Raw genomic sequence first — 25,678 nt, 5'->3', positions numbered from 1 at the left:
GCTATCAGCCCTGAGAATCGCGCACGAACGCTTTACAGGGAGTATTCCTCTGTACCGCACGATGACATCCGATGCACCTTCTCTCTTGCCCGGGGTAATCAGGCGGTCGTACGCCGCTCGCCTCGGGTTGGCGCTCGCAGTCGCGGTGGTGGTGATGGTCGGGTTCGGGGCCGTCATCAGCACCCAGGCCTCCGCGACGCTGCAAGACGACGTGGAAGGGGACCTGCAGACGCTCTCGGAGACGCGGACCGACGAACTCGACTCGTGGCTCGGGAGCGTCGAGCGCGAAGCCGTCCTCACCGCCCGACTGGAGACGATGCGCTCGGGCGACGGCGACGCCATCGACCGCGAACTGACCGAGATCGTCGACTCTGGCTCCGTTCCACCGGACGTGGTGGCGATCCACTACCTCGACACCGAATCGATGACGTTCGTCGAGAGCACGAACGACGACCTCGAAGGGGTGAGCCCGGCCGAGCAGGGCGCGCCGTTCGCGACGGACCCGCCGACGTTCGACGGACCGAACGACGCGTACGTCTCGGAGCCGTTCGAGGTGTCGGCGGTCGACCACCCCGTCGTCGCGGTCGTGACGCCGGTTCCCGGGGCCGAGAACCGAGCGCTCGTCTTCATGACCGACATCGCGGCGCGGTCGGAGGCGCTCGCGGACGCCAACGCCGACACGTCGACCGTCGTTGTCAACGCGGCCGGCGACTACGTCGCCCACCCGAACGCGAGCGAGATCCTGACCGCCCACGATGGGCCCGGGATGGACCCCTCGATGATGGAGCCGGGCGAAGCGTCGTTCATGGACGACGGGGAGATGCTCATGGCGAGCACGCGCATGGAGACCAAAGACTGGGTCGTGATGATCCACTCGTCGAAGGAGACGGCCTACGCGCTCGGCGCGCAGATCAACTCCGACCTCGTCGGTCTCGTCCTGCTGGCGATCATCAACCTCGGCCTCGTCGGCGTGACCATCGGGAGCAACACGATCATCTCCCTGCGTCGCGTGTCGGCGCGGGCGCAGGCCATGGCCGACGGCGACCTCGAGGTCGACCTCGCGACGACCCGGGAAGACGAGATCGGGACGCTGTACCGGTCGTTCCAGGACATGCGCGACTCGATCCGCGAGAAGGTGGCCGAGGCCGAATCGGCTCGTTCGGAGGCCGAGGACGCGCGCCAGCGCGCCGAGCGAGAGGCCGCCGAGATGGAGTCGATGACGACGCACCTGGAGGCCAAAGCCACGGAGTACGGCGACGTCCTCGCGGCCGTGGCGGACGGCGACCTCACCCGGCGGGCGGACCCCGAGAGCGACAACGGGTCGATGCAGTCGGTCGGCCGGAGCATCAACGAGGCGCTCGACGCCCTGGAGGAGACCATCGCGCGGATGAAGTCCTTCGCCGGGGACGTCTCGGCGGCCAGCGAACAGGTCGGTGACAACGCCCAGCGGGTCGACCAGGCGAGCGAACAGGTGACCAGTTCCATCTCGGAGATATTCGACGGCACCACGGAGCAGTCGAACCGCCTGGAGAACGCGGCCGGCGAGATGGAGAACCTCTCCGCGACGGCCCAGCAGGTCGCCTCCTCGGCCCAGGAGGTCGCGACGACCTCCCAGCAGGCCGCCGAGGTCGGCGAAGGCGGCCGTGAGGCCGCCCAGCGCGCCATCGCGGAGATGGGCGCCATCGAGGAAGAGACCGAAGAGACGGTCAGAGCGATCACCGATCTGGACGACGAGCTCGACGAGATCGGCCAGATCGTGAGCGTGATCACGGAGATCGTCGAGCAGACGAACATGCTGGCGCTCAACGCGTCGATCGAGGCGGCCCACGCGGACGGCGACGGCGCCGGCTTCGCGGTCGTCGCCGACGAGATCAAGGGGCTGGCCGAGGAGACCAAGGAGGCCGCGGGCGACATCGAGGACCGCATCGACGGGATCCAGAGCCAGGCCAGCGAGACGGTCGACACCATGGAGTCGACGAGCGAGCGCGTCACGGACGGCGTCTCGACGGTCGAGGAGGCCGTCGACGCCCTGGAGACAATCGTCGAGTACACCGAGGAGGTCGACACGGGTATCCAGGAGATCGACGACGCGACCGAGGAGCAGGCCCGCACCGCGCAGGAAGTCATGGGAACTATCGACGACCTGACGGCGATCAGCCAGCAGACCGCGACGGAGGCCGACGCGGTGGCCGGGGCGGCCGACGACCAGTCCCGGTCCATCGACGAGGTGGCGACCTCCGCGCGGGACCTGCGCGAGCGGGCGGAGGAACTGGAGACTGAACTGTCGCGCTTCGAGACGCGAACGGGCGTCGAGGGCGCGGAATCGGCGACGACCGCGGCGACGGACGACTGACAATGCTCGGACTCACAACCTGGTTCACCATCGGCACGCTCGGAATGCTCGTCGGGACGGCAATGCTGGCCTACGGACTGACCCTCGTCCCGACGGAACGACGACGACAGCTGGGCCTCGCGACGGTCGTGCCCGCGATCGCCGCCGTCGCCTACGGCCTCATGGCCCTCGGATTCGGCGGCCTCACCACGGCGGACGGCGCGACCGTCTTCGTCCCGCGGTACGTCGACTGGCTGCTCACCACCCCGATCCACGTCGCGGTCATCGCGCTCGTCGTGGGCGCCTCGACGAAGCTAATCGCCCGTCTTGCGACGCTCCAGGCGCTGACGATCGTCTTCGGGTTCGTCGGCGCGACGCTTGGCTCGCCGCTGAACTGGGCGCTGTACCTGGTCGGGAGCGCCTGCTTCGCGGGCGTCGTGTATCTCCTCTTCACCGACTGCGAGGCGCTCGCCGACGACAGCGCCGACGACGTGGCCGCGCTCTTCCGGAAGCTCCGATCGTTCGTCGTCGTCCTGTGGCTGGTCTACCCGGTCATCTGGCTGCTGGCACCGGCGGCAATCGGCGCCATGGACACCGAAACGACCGCGCTCGTCGTCACCTACATCGACGTGGTGGCGAAGGTCGGGTTCGGTCTCATCGTCATCAACGACTTCGCGAGCATGGCCGCCGCGAGCGACGAGGTAGCCGACGTCGAGGCGTCGATCGGCGACGGCCCGAACGCCACCGCCGACTGACTCTCGGACCCGTTTCTCGCCGTTCGAACCGAGTCGACAGCGACGGCCGCCGCAGACGGCGAGAGCCGTCGCTCACCAGTCAGTGCGCGAAGAATGGAGTCGACGGCCCGATGCCGTCAGTGGCGGACGAACGGTGCCGAATGCCGGGGCCGCTGGGCGCCCGTCAGTGGATGCCCATCGCTTCGATCTGCTCCTGATACCGGTTCCGGATGGTGACCTCGGTCACCTGGGCGACGTCGGCGACCTCGCGCTGGGTCTTCTTCTCGTTACAGAGCAGGGAGGCGGCGTAGATGGCCGCGGCGGCGTAGCCTGTCGGGGACTTGCCCGAGAGAAGCCCCTTCTCAGCGGTCACGTCGATGATCTCGTTGGCTTTCGCCTGTACCTCCTCGCTGAGTTCGAGCTCGGAGACGAAGCGGGGGACGTACTGCTTGGGGTCGACCGGCTCCATCTTCAGGCTGAGTTCCTGGGCGACGTAGCGATAGGTGCGGCCGATCTCCTTCTGCTCGACCCGGGAGACCTCGGAGACCTCTTCGAGGCTGCGCGGGATGTCCTCCTGGCGGCAGGCGGCATACAGGCAGGCGGTGGCGACGCCCTCGATGGACCGGCCGCGGATGAGGTCCTCGTCGAGCGCGCGCCGATAGATGACCGACGCGACCTCACGTACCGAGCGCGGGACGCCCAGCGCCGAAGCCATGCGGTCGATCTCGGAGAGCGCGAACTGGAGGTTGCGCTCGCCGGCGTCTTTCGTTCGGATTCGCTCCTGCCACTTCCGCAGGCGGTGCATCTGGCTGCGCTTCTCCGAGGACAGCGAACGCCCGTAGGCGTCCTTGTCCTTCCAGTCGATCTGGGTCGTCAGCCCCTTGTCGTGCATCGTCTGGGTGGTCGGCGCGCCCACCCGCGATTTCTCCTGTCGCTCGCTGTGGTTGAACGCTCGCCACTCGGGTCCGCGGTCGATGTTGCCCTCGTCGATGATGAGGCCGCAGTCTTCGCAGACTACCTCGCCCCCGTCCGCGCTCGTCACGAGCGCGGACGACTCGCACTCGGGGCACTCCTGATTTTCGGCCTGTTCGTCCGCTGTTTCCTCCTCTTTCTCCTGGGACTCCACGCGCTCGCGCTGGCGGCTCGGCCGTTCCATTGTTCTTATATAGACAAATTTTGGGGACACATAAACCCTTCGCCCGACTTCCGTCGCATGTCAGACGACACAACGTCCGCAAGCGCACATATTCGGGCTATCGGCCGTCGAATACGGCGGACTGTCGGGCACGGTCCGACAGGGGACACGCGTCTGACATGCGGATGACGACGACGTTCCCCCTGCCGGGCCACCGGTTCGTATTGCTCGTTCGATACGACGGCGTCGCGCGACCGCGGCCGTCCGTCGCTCGCGTCGCGGTCACGCCCGACGCTTCACGAGGAACTTCATGTCGCCGGCGAACACCTCCTCGTCGTCCTGGTTCGTCATCGAACTGTCGATCACCACGAGTCCGGCGTCGTCGCGACTGGAGAGTTCCCGAATCTCGGTCACTTCGAACTCGGCGGAGACGGTGTCCCCGGTGTAGACCGGCGCCGGGATGTCCATGTAGTTCATCCCGAGGAAGGCGTCGACGCGCCGTTCGAGGAAGCCACAGCGGTAGACGAAGCCCGTCGCCAGGATGAACGTCATCGGTCCCTGCGCGATACGCTCGCCGAACGGGCCGTCTTCTGCGTACTCGGCGTTCGTGTGCAGTTCCGTCCAGTCGCCGGTAAAGGCCGAGTGCATGACGAAATCCGCCTCGGTGACTGTGCGACCGACGCTCTCGAACGTCTGGCCCTCCTCGAACTCCTCGAAGTACTGGGGTTCGTAGCTGTACGGCATGCGTTACCTGTTAACACGCCAATAGCATAACAGTCGAGGGCCGATCCCGGGCAACAACGCTTAATCGGGTCGGCGCTCGCATGGGGTGTATGGACGTTGCCGTACTGGGCGCGGGCGCGACGGGTCGGGGTATTGCGCAGTGCTGTGCCGCCGCGGGACACGGCGTGACCCTCCACGACGACGACGCGAACGTCGTCATGGACGGGATCGACGCGGTCGAGGCCGGGCTCGACGCCGCCGTCGCCGCCGGCGATCTCGACGCCGACGCCCGCGACGACGCGGTCGAGCGCATCGAAGCCACGACGGGACTGGCCGGCGCCGTCGCCGACGCGGACCTCGTCGTCGAGGCGACCGACGCCGACCGCGCGGGCCGCCGGGACCGCTTCGCCGCCGTCGAGGAGCACGTCGGCGAGGAGACGCTCATCGCGACCAGCGGCGCCGCGGTGTCGGTCACGGCCGTCGCGGCGGGACTCAAGAATCCGGGTCGCGCGGTCGGCCTGCACTTCGTCGACCCGCCCGAGGCGCCGCTGGTCGAGGTCGTCGTCGCCGAGCAGACCGCCGAGCCGACCCGGGAAGCTGCCGTCTCTTTCGTCGACGGCCTGGGCCGGGAGGCAGTCGTCGTCCGGGACACGCCCGGTTTCGCGGCCACGCGGCTGGGCCTCGCGCTCGCCGTCGAGGCGATGCAGATGATAGACGAGCGGGCCGCCGGCGTCGAGGCGATCGACCGCGCGATGACGGTGGGTCACGACCACCCCGTCGGACCGCTCGCGGCGGCGGACGAGCGCGGACTGGACGCGACGCTCGATGCGCTCGACCACCTCGCCGGGACGCTGGGCGAGCGGTTCACGCCGCCGCCGGTCCTCCGGGAGAAGGTGGCGGCCGGGAACCTGGGTCGGAAGACGGGCGAGGGGTTCTACGTCTGGGAGGGCGGCGAGCCGGTCGAATCCGCCGATCCGGACCCGCGCCCGGACCTGCGCACCGAGAGCCCGGTCGATCCCGACGCCGATCCCGACGGCGGATGAGCCGCCGGGGCGAGCGCGGGACGGACGGGGACGCCGGCGCCGACGACGAGTGGTACAGCGAGGGCGAGGTCCCGGACGACGTGACCTGGGACTGGGACGGGGAAGCCGATGGTCCGGACATGAGCGACCTGTTCGACGAGCTCGCCGAGCTGGAGGAGACGGTCGACGACCACGAGGAGCGCGAGCAGGTCCGCGAGACCATGCGGATGATGCGGGACGTGCAGGAACCGGCCGTGTTCGGTCGCGTCGTCTTCGGGTTCGACCGCAGCGACGCGGCCGAGGCGCTGCTGGGGTCGCTCCTGTTCGGTATCCCGATGTTCGTCGAGGGCGGCACCGAGGAGGTCGGCGATTTCATCGCCGTTCGACCGCACTACTTCGTGCTGACGAACGCGCTGACGGTCGCGCTAGTGATCGGGATCCTCTACGTCGCGGACTTCCAGGACGTGCGCGTCCACAACCCGATCCTGGGCGTCCTCCCGCGGAAGTTCCTCGGCGTGCTCACCATCCCGCTGCTCACCGCGCTCGTCGTGATGACGGCCTGGGGACGCGTCGACTGGGCCGAGCCGTGGTTCGCGCTCGGTCAGGTCAGCGTCGCGCTCGTCCCGATGGCGATCGGGTCCGCGCTCGGGGATCTGCTGCCGGGGTGAGCCCGCGCCCCGCTGTCCATCCCGCTCATTCAGTGCTCGACGAACTCGATCAGGATCCCGCCCGTGGATTCCGGGTGGAGAAACGCCACTTCGTGACCCCACGCGCCGGGCCGCGGCGCTTCGTCGATGAGTTCGACGCCCGCTGCCCGGGCCGCGTCGAGCGCGTCGCCGATGTCGTCGGTTCGGAGCGCGAGGTGGTGGATGCCCGCGCCTCGACTGTCGAGGTAGTTGGGGATCGGCCCCTGCGCGTCGGGGGTCGGTTCGAGCAGTTCGAGGTATCCGTTTCCCATATCGAGGAAGGCGACCCGTAGGTCGCCGAAGGTCTCCTCGTGGGCGACGGAGGCGTCGAGGACGGTTCCGTACAGGTCGATGAGGGCGTCGCGGTCGTCGGTCGCGATGCCGGCGTGGTCGAACTCCATGGCGGCGCTTGGCCCGTCGAGGGCTTAATCCCGGCGTCGGGACCGCCGGCCTTAATCGCCCACGCGCCGTCGATTCTGCTATGACTCCCGAGGAACTCCGCGCGGACATGCCGGCGCTCGACGAGGGGATCTACCTCAACACCGGCGCCGGCGGGCCGAGCCCCCGCCGGGTCGTCGAAGCGACCCAGGACGCCCTGGAGTATCACGAGTACGAGGCGCCCACCGGCGCGGGCACCTACGGCGCGCTGTTCGAGGCGCTCGACGAGACGCGCGCGGTGGTCGCCGGACACGTCGGGGCGGCCCCGGAGTCCATCGCGCTCACCCAGAGCACGACCGACGGCATCGGCCGCATCGCCGCGGCGATGGACTGGCAGCCCGGCGACGTCGTCGTCCGCACCGACCAGGAGCACTCCGCGGGCATCCTGCCGTGGGAGCGACTGCAGAACGCCGTCGGCATCGAGGTTCGCGTCGTCGACGCGGCCGGCGGCCAGGTCGACCGCGACGAGTGGCGCGAGGCCGTCGACGGCGCGAAACTCGCGGTCTTTAGCTCGCTGTGCTGGACCGACGGCTGTCGCCTCCCCGTCGCGGAACTCACTGATATCGCGCAGGACGCCGGTGCTCGCGTTCTCGTCGACGCCGTCCAGTCGGTCGGCCAGGCCCCCGTCGACTTCGCCGCGTGGGGCGCCGACGCGGTCGCCGCCGCCGGTCACAAGTGGCTGCTCGCGCCGACGGGCACCGGCTTCCTCTACGTCGCCGACGAGTTCGCCCGCTCGCTCGAACCCGCACAGGTCGGCTACATGGGCGTCGAAGACCCCGAGGCCCATCCCAGCGAACTGAAGCCCGACGCCCGCCGGTTCGAGACCGGGAGCGTCTCGCCGGTCCCCTACGCGGGCCTCCGCGAGGGCATCGCGACTATCGAGGACGTCGGCTACGACACCGTCGCCGACCGCGTCGAGCGGCTGACCGACCGGCTGAAGGACGGTCTCGGCGACCGACTGGTCTCCGCCGAGGAATACGAGTCCGGGCTCGTCTCCTTCGAGGCCGACGATCCGATCGAAACGGCGGCCCGACTTGACGACGAGGGCATCCGCGTCCGAGACATCCCGCCGACCGGGACCGTCCGCGTGTCCGTCCACGTCTTCAACAGCGCCGACGACATCGACGCCCTGATCGACGCGCTCTGAATTTTCAGGGTGGCGCGCGCTGTCGCGGGTTTCATCCCGCGACGGTATCGTGCGAGGGGCGAGAAGCGCACCGAGCGAAGCGAGGGAGCATCGCAGTCGGTTGGGGAGGTGTGAGGCACGGTGCTGTGCGGTGTCGTTCTGCTGTCCCTGGCGTCCTGCCGAGCGAAGTGAGGCAGGGCTCGGAAGACGAACGGGACGAGGTCGACCGAAGGGAGACCTCGATGCGAACGGGGAGCGAAGCGACCCGTGAGCGGAGTGAGTCTTCCGGCGGACCGGAACGGGCCGAGGGCGTTCATCGCCTGTTGTTGTCCGCTGTCGCAGACACTGCTAGCGAGCGGGCCGAGGGCTTTCCTTGTGTGTTGTCGACGGCGAGTACGAAGCGCTGTCCGAACCAACTGCCGGCTACGGAGATAGTGAGATTAATTGCGGAATAACAGCGTCGACAACCATGGAAGAACACGCCTACGTCGTCAACGTGGACGGCGTCGTCACACGGGATGACGAGTACCTGCTCATCGAGCGGGGTGCCGAAGAAGAACACGCCCCGGGAATCCTCGGCCTTCCGGGCGGGAAACTCGAAGACCCACCGGACGGCGACGACGCGATCGAAGCCACGGCGCGCCGGGAGATCGCCGAGGAAGTCGGGATCGAGGTCGGTGTCGTCGAGTACGTCTGCAGCGGCACGTTCGAGGCCGACACCGGCGAGCAGTGTCTCAACGTCGTCACGCTGTGCGAGTACACCGGCGGCGAGCCGACGCCGCAGGACCGCGACGAGGTCGCGGCGGTCCACTGGCTCACTCGGGAGGAACTCGGAGAGCACGAAGACGTCCCGGCGTTCACCGAATCGTACGTCGAACGGGCCGAAGCCGTCCGGGACGGCGACTGAGGCGGCCGATTACACTCCTTCTCACAGCCGGTCGCGATCCACGCGCAGCCGCCGGAGTTCGTCGACCGCGATCCAGCCGCCCCAGAGCGCGAACGCGACGGATCCGAACAGTTCCGGGATGGCGATGCCGGGCGGGAACCAGGGGTAGAGGATCCACCAGGCCCACGAGACCACGTGCAAGACGCCAGCGAGGACGAGAACGAGGCCGCGGACCTCCCGGCCGGCGGCGTAGTCGCCGGCGCCCCAGAGCATGACGGCGAGCGTGAGGCAGAGGAAGAAGGGGATCGCGACGACGCCGTGCAGGGGATGGGGGAGCGGGAACACGCCGACCAGAGCCATGAAGGCCATCGCGAGCAGGCCGAACAGAGCGCCGGCTGCGCGGATGGGGTGGTCGACGTCGGCGAGGACCGAGACGACGAAACCGACGCCGAGGGCGCCGCCGACGAGGAGGGCGCCGTTGAAGATGGGTGCCGTCACCGCGCCGCGGGCGCCGAGATCCGAGAGGGCGTACCGGAACGGCGAGAACCAGGGCGCGGCGAACATCGCGTAGACGACGCCGCCGAACGAGACGGCGACGGCGGCGAGTCCGAGGGAGGGCGGGACCCGCGCGAGGGCGGGGTCGTACTGGGACTGTGCCATGTCGCGGCCTGCGCCCGCCCGGCGCAAAAATCACGGGGATCGACTGCGTGCGGCGGGAACAGACGGCGAGCGACCGCGGAATCGCGCCCGGGTGTTCGGTCTCGACGGCGCCGCGACCGGTCTCCGGCGCCGTGACCGGTCTACAGCGCCGCGCCGGGCTGGTACTCGCCGAAGACGTCCCGGAGTTCGTCGCAGATCTCGCCCGTCGTGGCGTAGGCCTTCACGGCGTCGACGATGTAGGGGAGGAGGTTCTCGTCGCCGCGGGCGGCCTCGCCGAGCGCGGCCAGCGCTGCATCGACCGCCTCGTCGTCGCGCTCCTCGCGGACCGACTGCAGCCGCTCGATCTGGTTCCGTTCCTGCTTCTCGGAGACCTCCTCGACGTCGGCGTCCTGGGCGTCCTCCTCGACGGTGTACTCGTTGACGCCGACGATGACCCGCTCGCCGGACTCGATCGCCTCCTGGCGCTCGTAGGCCACGTCCTGGATCTGCCGCTGGACCCACCCGCTCTCGATGGCCTTCCGCATCCCGCCCCTGGAATCGACCTCGTCGAGGATCTCGCGGGCTTCAGCTTCGACCTCGTCGGTGAGCGACTCGACGTAGTAGCTCCCGCCGAGGGGGTCGATGGTGTCCGCGGCGCCCGACTCGTGGGCCAAAATTTGCTGAGTCCGCAGCGCGGTCCGGACGGACTTCTCGGTCGGCAGGGAGAGCGCCTCGTCTTTCCCGTTGGTGTGAAGGCTCTGCGTGCCGCCGAGCACCGCCGCGAGCGCCTGGTAGGCCACCCGGACGACGTTGTTCTCGATCTGCTGGGCGGTCAGCGTCGACCCCGCGGTCTGGGTGTGGAACTTCAGCTGTTTGGAGGCGGGCTTCTCGGCGTCGAAGCGCTCCTCCATGATGGCGTGCCACATCCGGCGAGCGGCCCTGAATTTTGCCACCTCTTCGAGGATGTTGTTGTACGAGGCGAAGAAAAAGGAGAGCTGAGGGGCGAACTCGTCGACGTCGAGGCCCGCTTCCTGTGCGGCCTCGACGTACTCGATGCCGTCGGCGAGGGTGAACGCGATCTCCTGAGCGGCGGTCGAGCCGGCCTCGCGGATGTGATAGCCGGAGATGGAGATGGTGTTGAAGTTCGGCACCTCCGCGGCGCAGTACTCGAAGATGTCCGTGATGATGCGCATCGACGGCTCCGGCGGGTAGATGTACGTGTTCCGCGCGATGTACTCCTTGAGCACGTCGTTCTGGATGGTCCCCCTGAGTTCCTCGCGGGGGACGCCCTGCTTGTCGCCGATGGCGATGTACATGGCGAGCAGCACACTCGCCGGAGCGTTGATCGTCATCGACGTGGACACCTCGTCCAGCGGGATGCCGTCGAAGACCGTCTCCATGTCCCGCAGCGAGTCGATGGCGACGCCGGCTTTCCCCACTTCGCCGGCGGCCATACCGGCGTCGGAGTCGTAGCCCATCTGCGTGGGGAGGTCGAACGCCATCGAGAGGCCGGTCTGGCCCTCGTCCATGAGGTAGTTGAACCGCTCGTTGGTCTCCGTCGCGGTGCCCATACCGGCGTACTGGCGCATCGTCCACAGTCGGCCGCGGTACATCGTGGAATAGACGCCGCGGGTGTACGGCTCCTCGCCGGGGAAGCCGAGGTCCTCCGCGTAGTCGAGGTCGGCCACGTCGGCGGGGGTGTAGAGGGGGGCGACCTCCTGGCCGCCGGTATCGGTCTCGAAGGTCTCCTCGCGCTCCCCGAAGCGGTCGACGGTCGGCCCGCGCGTGTCTGCCTCCCACTCCTCGCGACCCTCCCGGATGGCCGCGAGGTCGTCGGGGTCGAACATACGTGGACGTTCGCGCGGCTGCCCTTAACCGTTGGCGGCGAGGCGGCGGTTACCCGTCGCTCGTCGCCGGGTGCGGATCGCCGTCGGCGGGGCGCTGCCCAGGGCGGTCGAGGTTTTCGAGCGCGATGCCGACGCCGGCGGCGACGCCGACGATTCCGGCGCCGAAGACCGCCAGCGTGACGGCGAGGACCGTCCCCGAGGAGTCGGAGACGGCATTCGCGGTCGTCGTCGCTGTGAACGCCGTGAGGCCGCCGAACGCGCCGGCCCACAGCGAGGGACGCTTCCACGAGTCGATACGCGATCTGAGGGCGAGGTGGGCTCTACAGACCAGTCCGATGCCGACGACGTAAACGAGTCCGAGCGCGACGCCGGCGACGTGCCAGTCCGCGTACTCCCACGTCACCGCGGCGACGGCGACGCCGACGACGACGCTGAACAGCCAGTAGAGGGCGGGGCGCATATCTCCCCGTTCGACGCCCGTGGCAAAAACATTGACCGAGTGACCTGACACAGCGACGGACTGCGGACGAGGCGACGGTCGGCACGACCGCACCGGTCCGACTCGACTACTGACTCTCGCCGTCGGAGTTATCGCCGTCTGTGCTCTCGCCGTCCGAGCTTTCGCCGTCTGTGCTCTCGCCGTCCGAGCTTTCGCCGTCTGTGCTCTCGCCGTCCGAGCTTTCGCCGTCTGTGCTCTCGCCGTCCGAGCTTTCGCCGTCTGAGCTTTCGTCTGCGCCGTCACCGTCGGTGGTCACGACGAAGTCGTGGTCGGCGATCGGCGTCCCGAAGGCCGTCTCGCCGACGAGCCTGGCGGCGAAGTCGTCGGGGGCGAATTCGGCCTCGTCCGCGGGGAATCGGACGACGAGGTCGCTTTCGCCGTCACCGTTCGCGTCCTCGATACTGCCGCCGCCGACCGCCCGGGCGCCGTCGCCGTCGTCGATCACCCGCGGCGGCCCGAATCGCAGCGTCTCGACGTCGACGGTGGCCGGGTCGAACTCGTCGGTGTGTTCGATGCAGACCTCGATCTCGCCGCCGCCCCGGTAGGGAACCGACGCGGGCCACTCCTCGTCCGGCTCGATGTCGATCGATATCTCGGGCGAATCGCGGGTGAACACGGTGACGGTCCCGGTCGCGGCCGACGACTCGGTGCCGGTGTCGGTCCCCGCGGTCCTCGCCTGTTGGCCTGTCGTCCCTCGCCCGCCGACGGCGACGACGTATCCGTCCCCGTCCGTCGCGACCGCCCGGCCGAACTGCGAGACGTCGGCCGACCCGGTCGGCGCGAGTCGGGTGGAGCGGCTCCAGCCGTCGTCGCCGCGGTCGAAGACGTAGGCGCCGCCTGTCGGCGGTGATTCGGCGGTGGCGCTGTCTCCGTCGTCGCTATCGGAGTCACTCTCGCTGGACGCGCCGTCGCCGTCCTCGCCGTCGAACACGGCGCCGATGACGGCGCAGTCGCCGTCGGTCGCGAGCGCGGCGTCCGTCCCGAAGCGCTCGCCGCTCGCCCCCTCCTGAGCGGCGAGTCGCTGGCCGGACGCCAGCGAGACGCCGCCGAAGACGCCCGCGTACCCCGTGGTACCGCCCCCTCCGTCGGCGCTGTCGCCCTCCGACTCGCCGGAGTCCGAATCGGGCACCTCTGGCGCGCAGACGACGCTATCGGTGCCGTTGGTCGCGGTCGCGGTGCCGAAGCCCGCGGCGACGCCCGTCGGATTCTCGGTCGACCTGACGTGGTCCCACGGGTCTTCGGTGAACGCGGCGACGACGCCGGCGCCGTCGGCCGCGCCCGGTGCGCCGACCAGTGCCGTCGCGCCGTCCCCCGACAGCGCGACGGACGCCCCCGCGCGGGCGTCCGGCGACCCGTCGGGGAGCTGTAACTTCGACGTCCGAGACCAGGTGACGTCGCCGTCGGTGTCTTCGGTCCGGTCGTAGACGTAGGCCGCACCCGGTCTGGCGGGGGTGGCGTCGGTGGCTGGGGCGCCGGCGACGATCCGCTCGCCCGCGTCGTCGACGGCGACCGCCCTGCCGAGCCGGTCCCGCGTGTCGGCGTCCTCGCCGGCCATGAGCTGCGTCTCGTGCGTCCACGAGCCGTCTTCGCGTCTGAAGACCGAGGCCGCACCGCACTGCCCCGCCAGCGCGTCCTCGCCCGGGATACCGACGACGATGGTCTCGCCCGCCGCGTCGATGTCGATGGACGCGCCGACGTGGTCGAGGCGCGCACGCGGGTCGGCCGGGAGCACCGCCTCGCGGGTCCAGCCGTCGTCTCCGGAGGCGTAGACGGACACGCCGCCGGTTCTGACTCCCTCCCTCCGGCGCCCCGGATCGCCGACGACGAGCGTCTCCCCGGCGGCGTCGAGCGCGAGCGAACTGCCGAACGCGTCGCTGGCGCCGTCGTCGTCGAGTCTCGTCGCCGTCCAGTCGACCGGCGGGGCGGGGTCTGCCAGCGCGCTCCCCGGCGCGGACCGCAGTGCGGTGGCGCCGACCGCGGCGGCCGCCGCTCCCTTGAGAACGGTGCGTCTGGAGACCGCGTAGTCGCCGTCGGACGCCGACTGTCTCTCGTCCGAACCGTCGGACGCTGAGTTACCCGTGTGCATGGGTGGCTGTCGGGAGCGACGCCGCAGTCCCGCATTGTAATGGACCGCTTATGGCGCGCTATCTGCCGAATATCCCGACGCCAGTTCGCGAGAAATCGCCGTCGATATCGCAGCTCGACCGTGGATTCGGGGGCTATCAGCCGCGGCGGTCGGCAGGCGATCGCGACCGCGACGGCAGTCAGTCGTCCGAGCCGACGGCGAGGCGCACGCTGTCGCCGTCGAGGCCGTCGGCTTCCGCTGCGATTTCGAGCGGTCCGCCGTCGCGGTCGGCCTGGACGACGGCGACGCAGGTGCCGTGGTACGCCGAGCGCGACTCGGCGACGTAGGGTTCGTCGCTGTCGAGGTCGCCGTTGTCGACGCCGACGATGTCGCCCGCGCCCGAGGCGGAGAACCGGATCAGGTCGTCGGCGCGCGGGACGCGGACGCCCTCGTCGTCGGTGACGGTCGCCTCGACGTAGACGAGGTCGCGACCGTCTGCGGCGATGGTCTCGCGGTCGGCGTCCAGTTCGACGCGGGCGGGCTCGCCGGCGGTCTCCAGTTCGTGTTCGGCGACGACCTCGCCGTCTTCTTTCGCCACTGCTCGCAGCGTCCCGGCCTCGTAGGGGACGTACCACTCGATCATCCGGTCGGAGGTGTCGGCCAGGTCGCGCTCGCCCATCCACTCGCCGTTGCAGTACAGTTCGACGGTCTCGGCGTTCGTGAAGGTGACGAGGTGGACGAAGTCGCGCGACCCCTCGCGACCGGGGAACGTCCAGTGCTCGGACACGGCGGGCCAGCTCCAGTTGGGTCGGCCGGCCGGGCGGTCGCGGTCCGGGTCGAACGCGGCGATCTGGACCATCGGCTCGTCGGACCAGACGCTCTCGTGGAAGCCGGTCTCGGGCTTGGGCGCGCCGGTCGTGTCGATCAGGCCGGTGGCCCAACCCTTGTTCGGCCACTCGCGGGACTCGCCGAGGTAGTCGATGCCCGACCAGATGAACTGGCCGGCGACGAAGTCGTTGTCGGCGACGCCGAACCACGGGTTCTCCGCGATGAAGCCGATGTCCTCGTCCTCGCCGCCGAGGAAGAACGGCTTGGCCTCCGAACTGATGATCGGCTTGTCGAGCCCGGCCTCGCGGAACGCCTCGAACCACTGCTCCTGGTAGTTACAGGAGAGGATGTCGACGTGCTCGCCGATGTCTTCGAGTTGGGCGACCATTCCCGCAGTGTCCCCACCCCATGGGGCCGCGCCGTAGGTGACCGGCCGCGTCGGATCCATCTCGGAGGTGGCCTCGGTGAGCATGGCGAGGTCGTCGAGCATGGAGTCGTCGCCCTGGTCGTAGGACTCGTTGCCGACGCTCCAGCAGACGATCGACGGGTGGTTGCGGTCGCGGTCGACCATCGCCGCGAGGTCCTCGCGCCACCACTCGTCGAACCACTCGTCGGCGCCCTCGTGGCGCCACTTGTCGAAGGACTCGTCGATGACGAGGAAGCCCTTCCGGTCGCACAGATCCAGCAGTTCGGGCTGGGGCGGGTTGTGGCTCATCCGGATGGCGTTGCAGCCGATCTCCTGGAGGGTCTCCAGGCGGCGTTCGAGGGCGCGCTCGGGCACCGCGGCGCCGAGACAGCCGGCGTCGTGGTGGAGGTTGACCCCCTTCATCGTCACCGGCTCGCCGTTGAGGTAGAAGCCCTGGTCGCTCGTCCACTCGAAGGTGCGGATGCCGAACGGCGTGACGTAGTCGTCCACGGGTTCGCCATTCCGGTAGACGACGCTACGGGCGAAGTGACGAGTGGGATCGTCGAGCGTCCAGCGGTCCGGGTCGGCGACGGAGAGGCGCTGTTCGAACTCGTGCGCCTCGCCGGCGTCGACGGTCGCCTCGCTCCCGGCGGTCGCCACGATCTCGCCGTCGGCGTCGACGATGTCCGTCTCCAGCGCGCAGTCGACGGCGCCGTCCTCGGCGTTCTCGACCTCGGTCAGCACCTGCACCTCGGCGCGGCGGCCGTTCGCGGCCGTCGTGCGCACGTCGGTGCCGAACGGCGTGACCGCGACGGAGTCGGTCTCGATCAGGTGCGCGTTGCGGTAGATGCCCGACCCGGTGTACCAGCGGCTGTGGGGGTACTCGTCGTTGTCGACGCGGACCGCGAGCGTCTCGCCGCCCTCGACGCCGAACTCGGCGAGGTCGTAGGTGACCGTCGAGTAGCCGTAGGGGCGGTGGCCGACGTGTTCGCCGTCGACGTACACGTCGAAGTTGCGGTAGACGCCGTCGAGGCGGAGCGTCGGTTCGCCGTCGACGTCGTCGGGCAGTTCGCGGCGGTACCAGCCGATCCCGCCGGGCGCGAAGCCCTGCTGCTGGTCGCCGGGGTTGTCCGGGTCCCACGGCCCCTCGATGCTCCAGTCGTGGGGGACCTCGACGGACTCCCAGTTCGAATCGTCGAGCGCCGGGTCTTCGCCGTTTTCGACGTCACCGCGGTGGAACCGCCAGCCCTGTTCCAGGCGGCGGACCCGTCGGTGCTCCTCGCTCGGTCGCGAGCCTGCTGTCATACGGTGACACTCATCCAGGTCCGTCAATTAGTTTCCGACTTCGGATCATTTCGGACGGTCGTACCGGCGTCCTCCGGCGGCTGCTCACCGACGATCGCGTCGAGGCGTTCGCAGAGGCGTTCGACGTCTCTACGCCGCTGTCGGACGGTACTCCGCTCGATCAGTGGCACGGGGACCGACGCCTGTACCTCCGACTCGACGTCGACACGCGTCCCGTCGCCCTCGGGGCGGAGCGTCACCGTCGTCTCGGTCGTCACCAGCGGTCGCCCGTCGTCGAGCCGCCGGTAGACGAAGCCGTTCGGACGGTCCTCGAAGGCGAACCGCGGCGGGAAGAGCCGACCGGCCGGCCACGCGGTGACGACGGTCCGGCCGTCCTCCGTCTCGACGTCTTTCACGGCGTATCTGCCCTCTCCCTCGATTACCGCTTCGGGCGTGAGCCGTTCGGCGACGGTGTCGGGCGGGGCGGAGACCACGCGAGAGATGGCGGCGGCGCGCATGGGCAGAATCGGACCGGCTGACGGAAAGCTGTTTGCCCGCTGTCAGTCCTCGTCGATGAGGTAGCGGAACGCCCGGAGCGTGTTGCGGCCGCTCTCGGTCAGTGAGACGCGGGTCGACCGGCCTACCTCTTCGAGGTCGACGTAGCCGTTCTCCACCAGGGGACCGAGGACGTGGCTGTCGAGCAGGCGGTACTCGCTCTTTCGGTTGGCAGCGTCGCGCTCGGCGATGAAGGGCAGGCCCGCCTCCTTGCCGAAGTCGATGAGGTCGCGCTTGCGCGCGCCGTCCTCGCGGTCGAGGTAGTCCATCACCGCGACGTGCTGGGGCTCGGGGCTCTGCATCGGGTAGGTCGGGAGTTCGGTAATCTCGCGGATCCCCTCGGCGACGTCGCCGTCGGTCTGGGCCGCGTAGCGCTGCGCACGGACGTAGTAGGGCTTAGCGCCGGTCGCCATGCAGGCGATCATGCCACCGATAGCCGTCACCTTCGACCCGGAGGCGAGGTTGACGTACACCTCGTGGTCGGCGAAGCGGGTGGCCAGTTCCGCGACGGTCCCGATAGAGTCGTAGAAGTCGAAGATGTCGCACGGGACCGTCTCGTGGTCGATTCCCTCGTCGTCCAGACGCTCGCGGACCGTCTCGGCGTAGGAGGGGTGGTCGGTCTCGTCCTCGTAGTGCAGGAGGACGACGCGGTCGGCGCGCAGTCGGACCGCCGGCAAGACGATCCGATCGTTCTCGTAACCCACCGGGATCAGGTGGACCCGCTCCGGGACTTCCATGCCCGCCCTCACTCGCCCCGTCGGGAAAACGGTTGTCCTGACACAGTCGACACAGACGCGAGTACCCCCTCGCTAGCGGGATCCGACTGCGACCCTTTCGTCGCCGCGTCCGGCCCCGATTATCCGCACTGAAAACGCGACGCGGGATTTTTGGTGGGATACGTCGTCAGTTCGGTACATGCCGGTCATGGCGAGCGACGACTTCTCGGTGCACACCGACGCGTGCGACCGCTTCGACGACGGAATGCCGATATCGAACCTCCCCGACGAAGTGACGTCGATCGACGACCTCGACTGTGAGTGCTGGAGCGGCTTCGACTCGCTCGACGAGATCGAGTGATCGAGTGATCGAGTGATCGAGTGATCGAGTGACCGGGTGATCGATCTTGGGCAGTCCGGGCCGGTCGGTCCGTCACGGGCCACACCGTGCGGTGTGACGGCGGGGCCCGCCTCTCCGCTACGCTTTTGGCGCCCCCGTGTGACGACCGTTACTCATGCCCTCTGCGCACGTCAATCGGGAGACGGTCGAGCGGCGGATGGAGCGGTTACGCGACGACTACGGTCCGGTGTCCGTCGAGGAAGTCCACGAGGAGGTCCCCCCGGAGCGCTTCGAGCGGCTCCGCGAGGGATCCAGACGCGGGTACATCGGCGGCGCGTACGCGTGGGTGGTGCGCGAGCCGAACCAGGCGGCCGATCTCACCGAGTCGATGCCCGACAGCGTCGACGATGGCCGGCGTGTCCTGATGATCCTCGGTCGCGGCAGCACTCGCTGGGGGCTGGCAGGCGGTGGCCGCGAGGACGGCGAGGTCGACCGGCGGGAGACCTCGGAGAAAGCGAGCGGCGGTAGCCGCGAGCACGGCGAGACCTACGAGGAGGCCGCCGTCAGAGAGGTCCGCGAGGAGACGGGGGTCGACTGCGAGATCACCGACTGCTTCCTGTTTAGGCGGTTCAGGACCGATTCCGCGGGCGATCACGACGAGCGGTTACACGCTCTCTACGTGTTCTTCGACGCCGACTACGCCGGCGGCCACATCGCCGTCCAGCCGGGGGAACTCAACGGCGCGGCGTGGTTCGCGCAGGCCCCCGCGCGTCTCCACCCGGCGAACGAGTTCCGGGCCGACGATTTCTGGGCCGACTACGAGGCCGACGACCCGCTGGGCGACTTCGAGTGGTGAGAGGCAGAACCAGACGGTGACGGCCCGCAGGCCGTGCCGCCGTGGCGGGCCCGGTTCAGTCGATCACTCGGATACGATTCATCCGGCAGATGGGGCAGCAGACGGCGGTCTCTGTCCGGGGGATAACGAACTCCACCTCGCACGTCCGGCAGACGTACGTCTTCCCGCGGTCCCGTCCGATCTCGGTTACCTCCGCCATCGGTCCGCTCCCGATTCAGGGTGTTGGTACTCGCGCGTTTCGTCTGATTCGTTTGTCACTTCGCCCACCGTCTCACGAGGTACGACCGCGACGATATATGATGCTTGTTACCAAATAGATCGCCGACGTTCGACTCGGTCGCGGGGTCGAGCCACCAACGACCAAATACCGGGGTCGACAACGCTCAGGAGATGGACGCGCTACGCGATCCGGCGACGCTCCGGGACGACCCGGACGTCGAGTACAGCGAGACACGGACCACGGACGGACAGGAGGCGTTCGACTACTTCGACGGCGTCGCGGGGCTCGTCGCGCTCGGGATCACGAACGACGCCGGTGCGGTCCTGCTGATGGACAGTCCGCACGGCTGGCGGCTGCCGTACGGCCACGTCGACGCCGGCGCGGACTGGCTGGCGCGGACGGCGGAGATCGGCGAGACGCTGACCGGCGTCCCGGTTCGGGCTACCGAAGTCCTCCGGGTCAGCGAGATCACTCACGAACTCCGGACTGACGCCGAGCGGACGGCCACGAGCTTCGACGCGGTCGTCGGCACTGCACCCGTCGACGGCGAACCGCTCGCCGACGACCCGACCTTCGGCGAGTGGACGGACCTGGAACTGGGGTGGTTCGACGAAGTACCCGAGGACGCCTACCACGCCCACGGCGACGTCGTCGACGACATCGAGTACTTCCTGGAGTGAGCGCGGTCGGCGATCGAGACCGTTCTCCGTCCGACTGCTGTCGGCGTCTCGCCGACCCGTGACTGTCGACGGCTCGCCGACCGGCTCGACCGACTGTGACGACTGTGTCGACCGTCAGAACGGAGCCGTCGGTGTCAGCACAGTAGCTTTGAGACCGTCACGGGACCTCCCGGACATGCCGACGGACCTGTCACCCGTGGACGACGCGCTGGCCGACGCCCTCGAATCCGAGCGGGCCCGCCAGCGCGGGACGCTCTCGCTCATCGCCAGCGAGAACTACGCGAGCGAGGCGGTGCTGGCCGCCCAGGGCTCGGTCCTGACGAACAAGTACGCGGAGGGCGACCCCGGCGACAGGTACTACGCCGGCTGCGAACACGCCGACGCGGTCGAGCGCCTCGCCAGCGAGCGGGCGCGGGACCTCTTCGGAGCCGAGCACGCCAACGTCCAGCCGCACTCGGGCACGCAGGCCAACCTCGCGGCCTACCAGGCGCTCCTCGACTCCGGCGACCGGATCCTCTCGCTGGAGCTGCGCCACGGCGGCCACCTCAGCCACGGACAGCCGTACACGATGGTCGACGAGCACTTCGAGGTGGTTCACTACGGCGTCGACCCGGAGACGGGCCGGCTCGACTACGACGCCGTCGAAGCCCGCGCCGCGGAGACGGACCCCGACCTGATCGTCTCGGGGTTCTCGGCGTACCCCCGAGTGACAGACTGGGAGCGGATGCAGGCGGTCGCCGACGCCGTAGACGCGTACCACGTCGCCGACATCGCGCACCTCACCGGCCTCGTCGCGGCTGGCGTCCATCCCTCGCCCGTCGGCGTCGCCGATCTGGTGACCGGGTCGACCCACAAGACGATCCGCGCGGGCCGCGGCGGGATGATACTGTGCGCCGACGAACTGGCCGATAGCGTCGACACCGCGGTCATGCCGGGCTGTCAGGGCGGCCCGCTGATGCACAACGTCGCCGGCAAGGCCGCCGGCTTCGCCGAAGCGTCGACGCCTGCGTTCGACGGATACGCTCGCCAGATCGTCGAGAACGCCGAGGCGCTGGCCGACCGCCTGGGAGAACGGGGATTCGAACTGGTCTCCGGCGGGACCGACGTCCACTTCGCGCTCGTCGACCTGCGAAAGACCCATCCCGACCTGCCCGGCGCCGCGGCCGAGGCCGCGCTCGAATCGGTCGGTCTCGTCGCCAACAAGCAGACCGTGCCCGGGGATGACCGCTCGGCGACGGTGGCGAGCGGCTTGCGGATCGGCACGCCGGCGATCACGACTCGCGGGTTCGACGCGGCGGCGACAGAGCGGCTCGCAGACGCTATCGCCGACGTGCTGGACACGCCCGACGACGAGGCGGTCGCCGCGGACGCGCGGGAGACCGTCGACGACCTCTGTCGGACGTTCCCGGTCTACGACGAGTCGACGGTGGCCTCCGCATGAACGCGGCGACGCTGCGAATCCGGCGGTACCGTCCCGGCGACGGCGACCGGGTCAGAGAACTGAACCGCGAGGCCATGGCCGAGACGCCAGAGTGGGTGCCCGAAGCGCCCGATGAGGACCTGCTGGACGTGTGCGGCCACTACCTCGACGCCGGAGGGGAGTTTCTGGTAGGCGAGGTCGACCGACGGAAGACCTCGATACAGGCGAGCGTCACCGGCCGCGAGCAGGGCGAGACCGCGGACCCGGAGTCCGACGCCCGGGTCGTCGCCACGGGCGCCTACGAACCGCTCGACGGGTGGATGGCCGAGCAGTTCGAGGCCACCGCCGGGACCGCCGAACTCTCGCGGATCCGCGTCGAACCGGAGATGCAGGGGCGGGGCTTCGCCACCCGGATCGTCGAGGAACTCGAACGGCGCGCCCGCCGCGCGGGCTACCGGGCGTTCGTCCTCAACACCGGTGCCGGCAACGACCGGGCTCGCGGCTTCTACGAGTCGCTCGGCTACGCCTGCGTCGGCGAGACGACCGTCGAGTTCGAGGGGGCGACGCTGAATCTTGCGCTGTACTGGTCCCGCCTCGACTGACCGTCGGTGGCCCGGTTTTAAGCCCGTCCGCGGCGGACGGTCGGCCATGCACGGCATCCTCACCGCGGACGCCGACCTCGCTCGCGAGGGCGTCGGCGACCGCAGCTACTACTTCACCGAGCGCGTCTCGGGCGCTCGCCGCGACCCCGTCGAGGGCGTCGTCAACTCCGTCGCTTGCTGGGGCGACACGGAGACGGTCCGGGAATCGCCCGACCGCGCCGCGGTGACCGGCGGCGGGACCCGCGCCGCGCCCGACGTGGAGAGCCATCACTGGGGCACCGTCTGCCCGACCGATCCAGACTACCGCGCCGGGGTACTCGACCGGATCGCCGACGTGGGAAGTGTGGGAGACGTGCGCCTCACGACGCTCGGGTTCCCCGGCGAGGACTTTTGCCGGTGTGACCGCTGCGAGCGGCTGTTCGCCGAGAGCGACTGTGAGGACCGGGTCGAGTGGCGCTCCTCGGTGATCACTGATTTCACCGCCGAGGCGGCCGAGCGTGTGGATGGCGACGTGATCGCGACGCTGTATCCCGACCCGTACCCGGGCCACCTGCAGGAGCGGGCCGGGTTGGATCCCGCGGCGCTCGCCGAACACGTCGACGGCTTCCTCGTCCCGCTGTGTGGTACCGGCTACGAAACCACTTACTGGGTCGAGTCGTTGGCTCGGGGGTTCGCGAGCGAGGTCGGCGATCTGGACACGTCGCTGACGTTCCAGCTCTCGACGTCCGGGACCCAGGCAGAGCGGCTGGCTGAACTGGCGCGGCGACTCGACGAACACGCGGACGGCGTCGTGTTCGGCACCCACCGAACCGACGCCGACCTGATCCGGGACGTACTCGCCGAGTTGGACGGGCGGGAGTCGTCTGTCGTCGCGTGAGAGTGTGAGTTAGCGCTGTTGTGCGGTCAGTTGTACCGCGTCGCTCGCTAGCAGTTGCTTCGACCGCGTCCGAAGAGCGACGAAAGCCCTCGGCCCGCTCCGGTCCCGCGGACCGCGCTGCCCGCGCTCGCTGCTCGCGGGCTTCGCCCGTTCGCTATCGAGGCGCTCCCGATGGTCGCGCCTCGCACTGCTCACGTGCTTGCGGGTCCGGGGTTCCCGGGGCGGCCCTCGCCCTTTCAGTCCTCCAGGAAGGCAGCAACCGCACAGCACCGCGCCTCACACCTCCCCAACCGACTCGTTGCTCGGGACTCGCTCGCGCTCGCCCTGCGTTATCTGCTCACGGCGCCTTCGGCGCCGTTCGCACGGTTCGAGGGACCTGCGGTCCCTCGCGACTCATCCCTCGCACGGCTACGTCGCGGCCGCCGTGCCGCGACGGCGCGCGCCAGTCGGCTTGTCAGCCTGTCTCAGCGCGGACGCCCTGTCACGCTGCGGCAACTGATAAACGGGTGGCGGTCGAAGAGCGACCAATCGCGATGTCTCGCAACAGCATTCCGGACCTCTACGAGAAGTACGAGGCGGGCGAGCCGCTGACGATGCTGACGGCCTACGACGCGCCGATCGCCCGGCAGGTCGACCGCGGCGGCGTCGACATGATCCTCGTCGGCGACAGCGCCGGGGACAACCACCTCGGCTACGACGACACGCTGCCCGTCACGCTGGAGGAAGCGCTCTCGAACACCGCAGCGGTCGTCCGCGGGACCGACGAGGCGTTCGTCGTCGCCGACCTGCCATTCCTCACCTACGGGACGTCCATGGAGGAGTCCGTACAGAACGCGGGCCGCTTCCTGAAGGAATCGAACGCCGACGCGGTGAAACTGGAGACCGCGCCCTACGGCGAGACGACCATCGAGATCGTCGACCGCCTGACCGAACTCGGCATCCCCGTCCAGGGCCACGTCGGTCTCACGCCACAGCGGAAAAACGAGATCGGGGGGGCGTACGTCCAGGGCCGCGACACCGACACGTCCTCGCCCGGCGAAGCGCTCGTCGAGACCGCCCAGCGCCTGGAAGGGGCGGGCGCGTTCTCCATCGTCCTGGAGACGGTCAGCGAGGGCGTCGCCCGCGAGGTGACCGAGGCCGTCGACGTGCCGACCATCGGCATCGGCTCGGGCCGCTACGTCGACGGACAGGTCCTGGTCGTCTCCGACGTGCTCGGCCTCGGCGCGGAGCCCTATAGCCTCTCGAAGCAGTACGCGGACCTCGACTCGGAGATCCGACGAGCCGTCGAGCGGTACGTCGACGAGGTCGAGTCCGGCGACTTCCCGACGCGCGACAACGCCTTCGACCCGGTCGACGAAGACTGACGGGCCGGTTCGACCTCGCCGGCGAGGAGCGACGACCGGGTTCGGCCCGCCTGCGTCCCGTTCTCGGCCGTGATCCGAAACTACTATCCGTTGATTTAGGCTTGCCTAATCTATGGGAGACAGGGACGACAGGCGACGGTCGACGCGCCGACAGTACATCGCGGGCGGGGGCGCGCTCCTCGGGAGCGTGCTGCTCGCGGGGTGCGCCAACAGCGGCGACGAAACGCCGGACGGCGCGACCACTGACGGCGAACCGACAGCCACCGATCCGGCCGCCGACGAGACGCCCACGCCGGCGGCGACCGATCAGTCGACGGCGACCGCGACCGACAGCGGTCCGCACACGGCGACGCTCTCCCCGGTCGGGGAGGTAGCGTTCGACTCGGTGCCGGAGAACGTCTTCACGATGTACAACCAGTACGCGGACATGCTCGTCGCGCTGGGCCACGGCGACGCCGTCAACTCGATGTTCGTGCCGGACATGGCCGGGCCGACGATGAACCACTACTACGAGCGACTGGACGGCGTCTCCTTCGACTGGGAGGGGCTGGTGAACCCGTACGACGACTTCTCCAAGGAGTTCTTCTACGGCCTCGAGAGCGACGTCCACTTCCTCGACCCCGCCTGGGCGGTCACCCAGCAGAACTGGAGCCGCAGCGACGTCGAGGAGATCACCGAGAACGTCGGGCCGTTCTTCGGGAACTTCTACAGCGGCACGCGCGCCGACCCGCCGGAGGCCTACGCCGGTGACTACCAGTACTACACGCTCTGGGAGCTGTTCGGGCACGTCGCCGACGTCTTCAGGGAGCGCGAGCGCTACGAGCGACTCAACGCCGTCCACAGCGACCTCCTCAGCACCATCGAGACGGATCTCCCGCCGGAGGACGAGCGCCCGACCGCCGTGCGCGTCACGCTCGGCGACGGCCAGTTCTGGACGTACCACCTGAACCGCCCGGGATTCTGGCTCGCCGACACCCGGCCGCTCGCCGCGGTCGACGCCTTCGGGAGCGAGCAGTGGGACGGTCTCTGGGGGTCGGTCGGCTACGAGACGATGGCCGAAGCCGACCCGGACGTGATCCTCCACCTCTGGGGCATGACGCCGCGGTACGACATGGCCTCGGTCCGCGAGCAGCTCCGCTCCCACTCCGTCGGCCAGAGCCTCTCGGCGGTCGAGAACGACCGCGTCTACGCGCAGGGCATGCGCTACCAGGGGCCGATCATGAACCTCTTCCAGATCGAGATGACCGCGAAACAGCTCTATCCCGACGTCTTCGGCGAGTGGCCCGGGTACGAGAACGGCGACCACTACCCCGAGATCCCCGCCGAGGAACAGTTGTTCGACCGCGACCGCGTCGCCGACATCGTCACCGGGAACTGACGATTTCTATTCTCTCGCCG

The 25,678-nt window shown here is 69.2% G+C and carries 24 protein-coding genes; 14 read left to right on the top strand and 10 right to left on the bottom strand.

The features are described 5' to 3' along the window. The first annotated feature begins 61 nt into the window (after positions 1-61). Positions 62-2,353 (top strand): methyl-accepting chemotaxis protein, encoded by a 2,292-nt coding sequence (locus ACMGFH_RS09755; protein WP_415382892.1) that lies wholly within the window; start codon positions 62-64, stop codon positions 2,351-2,353. Between the two features lie 2 nt (positions 2,354-2,355). Further along, the gene (locus ACMGFH_RS09750; RefSeq protein WP_415382890.1) at positions 2,356-3,087 is read left to right on the top strand and encodes a bacteriorhodopsin; all 732 of its coding nucleotides are present in this window, start codon (positions 2,356-2,358) and stop codon (positions 3,085-3,087) included. 163 nt (positions 3,088-3,250) lie between these two features. On the opposite strand, the gene ACMGFH_RS09745 is transcribed toward ACMGFH_RS09750, so the two are convergent. Then, positions 3,251-4,222, bottom strand: a complete 972-nt coding sequence (locus tag ACMGFH_RS09745; RefSeq protein WP_415382889.1) for a transcription initiation factor IIB — start codon at positions 4,220-4,222, stop codon at positions 3,251-3,253. Between the two features lie 261 nt (positions 4,223-4,483). Continuing rightward, on the bottom strand, positions 4,484-4,945 hold the full coding sequence (locus ACMGFH_RS09740; protein ID WP_415382888.1) for a MaoC/PaaZ C-terminal domain-containing protein: 462 nt from the start codon (positions 4,943-4,945) through the stop codon (positions 4,484-4,486). An 89-nt stretch (positions 4,946-5,034) separates the two neighbouring features. Between ACMGFH_RS09740 and ACMGFH_RS09735 the strand changes: the two genes are divergently transcribed. Together ACMGFH_RS09735 and ACMGFH_RS09730 are read left to right on the top strand one after the other, a co-directional pair. Continuing rightward, positions 5,035-5,967, top strand: a complete 933-nt coding sequence (locus ACMGFH_RS09735; protein WP_415382887.1) for a 3-hydroxyacyl-CoA dehydrogenase family protein — start codon at positions 5,035-5,037, stop codon at positions 5,965-5,967. Then, complete coding sequence (locus tag ACMGFH_RS09730) at positions 5,964-6,614, top strand: DUF2391 family protein (protein WP_415382886.1); 651 nt, start codon at positions 5,964-5,966, stop codon at positions 6,612-6,614. The genes ACMGFH_RS09735 and ACMGFH_RS09730 overlap by 4 nt, the downstream gene beginning before the upstream one ends. A gap of 29 nt (positions 6,615-6,643) precedes the next feature. Here ACMGFH_RS09730 and mce read toward each other — a convergent pair whose 3' ends face one another. Beyond that, a complete protein-coding gene (mce, locus tag ACMGFH_RS09725; RefSeq protein WP_415382885.1) occupies positions 6,644-7,033 on the bottom strand; it encodes a methylmalonyl-CoA epimerase in 390 nt (129 codons plus the stop codon). A gap of 80 nt (positions 7,034-7,113) precedes the next feature. Between mce and ACMGFH_RS09720 the strand changes: the two genes are divergently transcribed. Further along, complete coding sequence (locus ACMGFH_RS09720) at positions 7,114-8,217, top strand: aminotransferase class V-fold PLP-dependent enzyme (protein WP_415382884.1); 1,104 nt, start codon at positions 7,114-7,116, stop codon at positions 8,215-8,217. 448 nt (positions 8,218-8,665) lie between these two features. Further along, positions 8,666-9,103 (top strand): NUDIX hydrolase, encoded by a 438-nt coding sequence (locus tag ACMGFH_RS09715; RefSeq protein WP_415382883.1) that lies wholly within the window; start codon positions 8,666-8,668, stop codon positions 9,101-9,103. Between the two features lie 21 nt (positions 9,104-9,124). Here the strand turns inward: ACMGFH_RS09715 and ACMGFH_RS09710 are convergent, their stop codons facing one another. The 7 genes from ACMGFH_RS09710 to ACMGFH_RS09680 form a co-directional block, all read right to left on the bottom strand. Next, positions 9,125-9,742 carry a DUF998 domain-containing protein gene (locus ACMGFH_RS09710; RefSeq protein WP_415382882.1) on the bottom strand — a complete coding sequence of 206 codons (618 nt, stop codon included), beginning with the start codon at positions 9,740-9,742 and terminating at the stop codon, positions 9,125-9,127. Between the two features lie 140 nt (positions 9,743-9,882). Next, positions 9,883-11,568, bottom strand: a complete 1,686-nt coding sequence (locus ACMGFH_RS09705) for an acyl-CoA mutase large subunit family protein (RefSeq protein WP_415382881.1) — start codon at positions 11,566-11,568, stop codon at positions 9,883-9,885. A 49-nt stretch (positions 11,569-11,617) separates the two neighbouring features. Next, positions 11,618-12,028: a hypothetical protein gene (locus ACMGFH_RS09700; RefSeq protein WP_415382880.1), complete on the bottom strand. Its 411-nt coding sequence runs from the start codon at positions 12,026-12,028 to the stop codon at positions 11,618-11,620. Positions 12,029-12,134: 106 nt separating this feature from the next. Beyond that, positions 12,135-14,153 (bottom strand): hypothetical protein, encoded by a 2,019-nt coding sequence (locus ACMGFH_RS09695; protein ID WP_415382879.1) that lies wholly within the window; start codon positions 14,151-14,153, stop codon positions 12,135-12,137. Between the two features lie 178 nt (positions 14,154-14,331). Beyond that, a complete protein-coding gene (locus ACMGFH_RS09690) occupies positions 14,332-16,671 on the bottom strand; it encodes a glycoside hydrolase family 2 TIM barrel-domain containing protein (RefSeq protein ID WP_415382878.1) in 2,340 nt (779 codons plus the stop codon). 23 nt (positions 16,672-16,694) lie between these two features. Further along, a complete protein-coding gene (locus ACMGFH_RS09685; RefSeq protein WP_415382877.1) occupies positions 16,695-17,168 on the bottom strand; it encodes a hypothetical protein in 474 nt (157 codons plus the stop codon). A 42-nt stretch (positions 17,169-17,210) separates the two neighbouring features. Further along, positions 17,211-17,942, bottom strand: a complete 732-nt coding sequence (locus ACMGFH_RS09680) for a DUF6293 family protein (RefSeq protein ID WP_415382875.1) — start codon at positions 17,940-17,942, stop codon at positions 17,211-17,213. A gap of 178 nt (positions 17,943-18,120) precedes the next feature. Here ACMGFH_RS09680 and ACMGFH_RS09675 point away from each other — a divergent pair, with 178 nt between their 5' ends. The 8 genes from ACMGFH_RS09675 to ACMGFH_RS09640 all read left to right on the top strand — a co-directional run bounded on the left by ACMGFH_RS09675 (position 18,121) and on the right by ACMGFH_RS09640 (position 25,658). Next, positions 18,121-18,282, top strand: coding sequence for a hypothetical protein (locus tag ACMGFH_RS09675; protein ID WP_415382874.1), 162 nt, complete (start codon positions 18,121-18,123; stop codon positions 18,280-18,282). Positions 18,283-18,436: 154 nt separating this feature from the next. Beyond that, on the top strand, positions 18,437-19,117 hold the full coding sequence (locus tag ACMGFH_RS09670) for an NUDIX hydrolase (protein WP_415382872.1): 681 nt from the start codon (positions 18,437-18,439) through the stop codon (positions 19,115-19,117). A 390-nt stretch (positions 19,118-19,507) separates the two neighbouring features. Further along, entirely contained in the window at positions 19,508-20,017 is a 510-nt protein-coding gene (locus tag ACMGFH_RS09665; protein WP_415382870.1) for a hypothetical protein, read from the top strand. A 175-nt stretch (positions 20,018-20,192) separates the two neighbouring features. After that, entirely contained in the window at positions 20,193-21,458 is a 1,266-nt protein-coding gene (gene glyA, locus ACMGFH_RS09660) for a serine hydroxymethyltransferase (RefSeq protein ID WP_415382869.1), read from the top strand. After that, complete coding sequence (locus ACMGFH_RS09655; RefSeq protein ID WP_415382868.1) at positions 21,455-22,039, top strand: GNAT family N-acetyltransferase; 585 nt, start codon at positions 21,455-21,457, stop codon at positions 22,037-22,039. Before glyA ends, ACMGFH_RS09655 begins: the two co-directional genes overlap by 4 nt. Positions 22,040-22,085: 46 nt before the next feature. Then, a complete protein-coding gene (locus ACMGFH_RS09650) occupies positions 22,086-22,916 on the top strand; it encodes a hypothetical protein (protein ID WP_415382866.1) in 831 nt (276 codons plus the stop codon). Positions 22,917-23,449: 533 nt separating this feature from the next. After that, complete coding sequence (gene panB, locus ACMGFH_RS09645) at positions 23,450-24,280, top strand: 3-methyl-2-oxobutanoate hydroxymethyltransferase (protein ID WP_415382864.1); 831 nt, start codon at positions 23,450-23,452, stop codon at positions 24,278-24,280. Positions 24,281-24,392: 112 nt separating this feature from the next. Then, entirely contained in the window at positions 24,393-25,658 is a 1,266-nt protein-coding gene (locus tag ACMGFH_RS09640; protein WP_415382862.1) for an ABC transporter substrate-binding protein, read from the top strand. The last annotated feature ends 20 nt before the right edge of the window (positions 25,659-25,678 follow it).

Source organism: Halosimplex rarum (assembly GCF_047715405.1).
In the GTDB taxonomy this organism is placed as follows: domain Archaea; phylum Halobacteriota; class Halobacteria; order Halobacteriales; family Haloarculaceae; genus Halosimplex; species Halosimplex rarum.
The sequence above is the reverse complement of the archived record's forward strand: the minus strand, read 5'-3'. Positions and strand labels throughout refer to the sequence as shown.

What these genes read in the sequence shown, in the direction of transcription:
- ACMGFH_RS09755 (WP_415382892.1), top strand. Translation starts at nt 62, where the DNA reads ATGACATCCGATGCACCTTCTCTCTTGCCCGGGGTAATCAGGCGGTCG.
- ACMGFH_RS09750 (WP_415382890.1), top strand. Translation starts at nt 2,356, where the DNA reads ATGCTCGGACTCACAACCTGGTTCACCATCGGCACGCTCGGAATGCTC.
- ACMGFH_RS09745 (WP_415382889.1), bottom strand. Translation starts at nt 4,222, where the DNA reads ATGGAACGGCCGAGCCGCCAGCGCGAGCGCGTGGAGTCCCAGGAGAAA.
- ACMGFH_RS09740 (WP_415382888.1), bottom strand. Translation starts at nt 4,945, where the DNA reads ATGCCGTACAGCTACGAACCCCAGTACTTCGAGGAGTTCGAGGAGGGC.
- ACMGFH_RS09735 (WP_415382887.1), top strand. Translation starts at nt 5,035, where the DNA reads ATGGACGTTGCCGTACTGGGCGCGGGCGCGACGGGTCGGGGTATTGCG.
- ACMGFH_RS09730 (WP_415382886.1), top strand. Translation starts at nt 5,964, where the DNA reads ATGAGCCGCCGGGGCGAGCGCGGGACGGACGGGGACGCCGGCGCCGAC.
- mce (WP_415382885.1), bottom strand. Translation starts at nt 7,033, where the DNA reads ATGGAGTTCGACCACGCCGGCATCGCGACCGACGACCGCGACGCCCTC.
- ACMGFH_RS09720 (WP_415382884.1), top strand. Translation starts at nt 7,114, where the DNA reads ATGACTCCCGAGGAACTCCGCGCGGACATGCCGGCGCTCGACGAGGGG.
- ACMGFH_RS09715 (WP_415382883.1), top strand. Translation starts at nt 8,666, where the DNA reads ATGGAAGAACACGCCTACGTCGTCAACGTGGACGGCGTCGTCACACGG.
- ACMGFH_RS09710 (WP_415382882.1), bottom strand. Translation starts at nt 9,742, where the DNA reads ATGGCACAGTCCCAGTACGACCCCGCCCTCGCGCGGGTCCCGCCCTCC.
- ACMGFH_RS09705 (WP_415382881.1), bottom strand. Translation starts at nt 11,568, where the DNA reads ATGTTCGACCCCGACGACCTCGCGGCCATCCGGGAGGGTCGCGAGGAG.
- ACMGFH_RS09700 (WP_415382880.1), bottom strand. Translation starts at nt 12,028, where the DNA reads ATGCGCCCCGCCCTCTACTGGCTGTTCAGCGTCGTCGTCGGCGTCGCC.
- ACMGFH_RS09695 (WP_415382879.1), bottom strand. Translation starts at nt 14,153, where the DNA reads ATGCACACGGGTAACTCAGCGTCCGACGGTTCGGACGAGAGACAGTCG.
- ACMGFH_RS09690 (WP_415382878.1), bottom strand. Translation starts at nt 16,671, where the DNA reads ATGACAGCAGGCTCGCGACCGAGCGAGGAGCACCGACGGGTCCGCCGC.
- ACMGFH_RS09685 (WP_415382877.1), bottom strand. Translation starts at nt 17,168, where the DNA reads ATGCGCGCCGCCGCCATCTCTCGCGTGGTCTCCGCCCCGCCCGACACC.
- ACMGFH_RS09680 (WP_415382875.1), bottom strand. Translation starts at nt 17,942, where the DNA reads ATGGAAGTCCCGGAGCGGGTCCACCTGATCCCGGTGGGTTACGAGAAC.
- ACMGFH_RS09675 (WP_415382874.1), top strand. Translation starts at nt 18,121, where the DNA reads ATGCCGGTCATGGCGAGCGACGACTTCTCGGTGCACACCGACGCGTGC.
- ACMGFH_RS09670 (WP_415382872.1), top strand. Translation starts at nt 18,437, where the DNA reads ATGCCCTCTGCGCACGTCAATCGGGAGACGGTCGAGCGGCGGATGGAG.
- ACMGFH_RS09665 (WP_415382870.1), top strand. Translation starts at nt 19,508, where the DNA reads ATGGACGCGCTACGCGATCCGGCGACGCTCCGGGACGACCCGGACGTC.
- glyA (WP_415382869.1), top strand. Translation starts at nt 20,193, where the DNA reads ATGCCGACGGACCTGTCACCCGTGGACGACGCGCTGGCCGACGCCCTC.
- ACMGFH_RS09655 (WP_415382868.1), top strand. Translation starts at nt 21,455, where the DNA reads ATGAACGCGGCGACGCTGCGAATCCGGCGGTACCGTCCCGGCGACGGC.
- ACMGFH_RS09650 (WP_415382866.1), top strand. Translation starts at nt 22,086, where the DNA reads ATGCACGGCATCCTCACCGCGGACGCCGACCTCGCTCGCGAGGGCGTC.
- panB (WP_415382864.1), top strand. Translation starts at nt 23,450, where the DNA reads ATGTCTCGCAACAGCATTCCGGACCTCTACGAGAAGTACGAGGCGGGC.
- ACMGFH_RS09640 (WP_415382862.1), top strand. Translation starts at nt 24,393, where the DNA reads ATGGGAGACAGGGACGACAGGCGACGGTCGACGCGCCGACAGTACATC.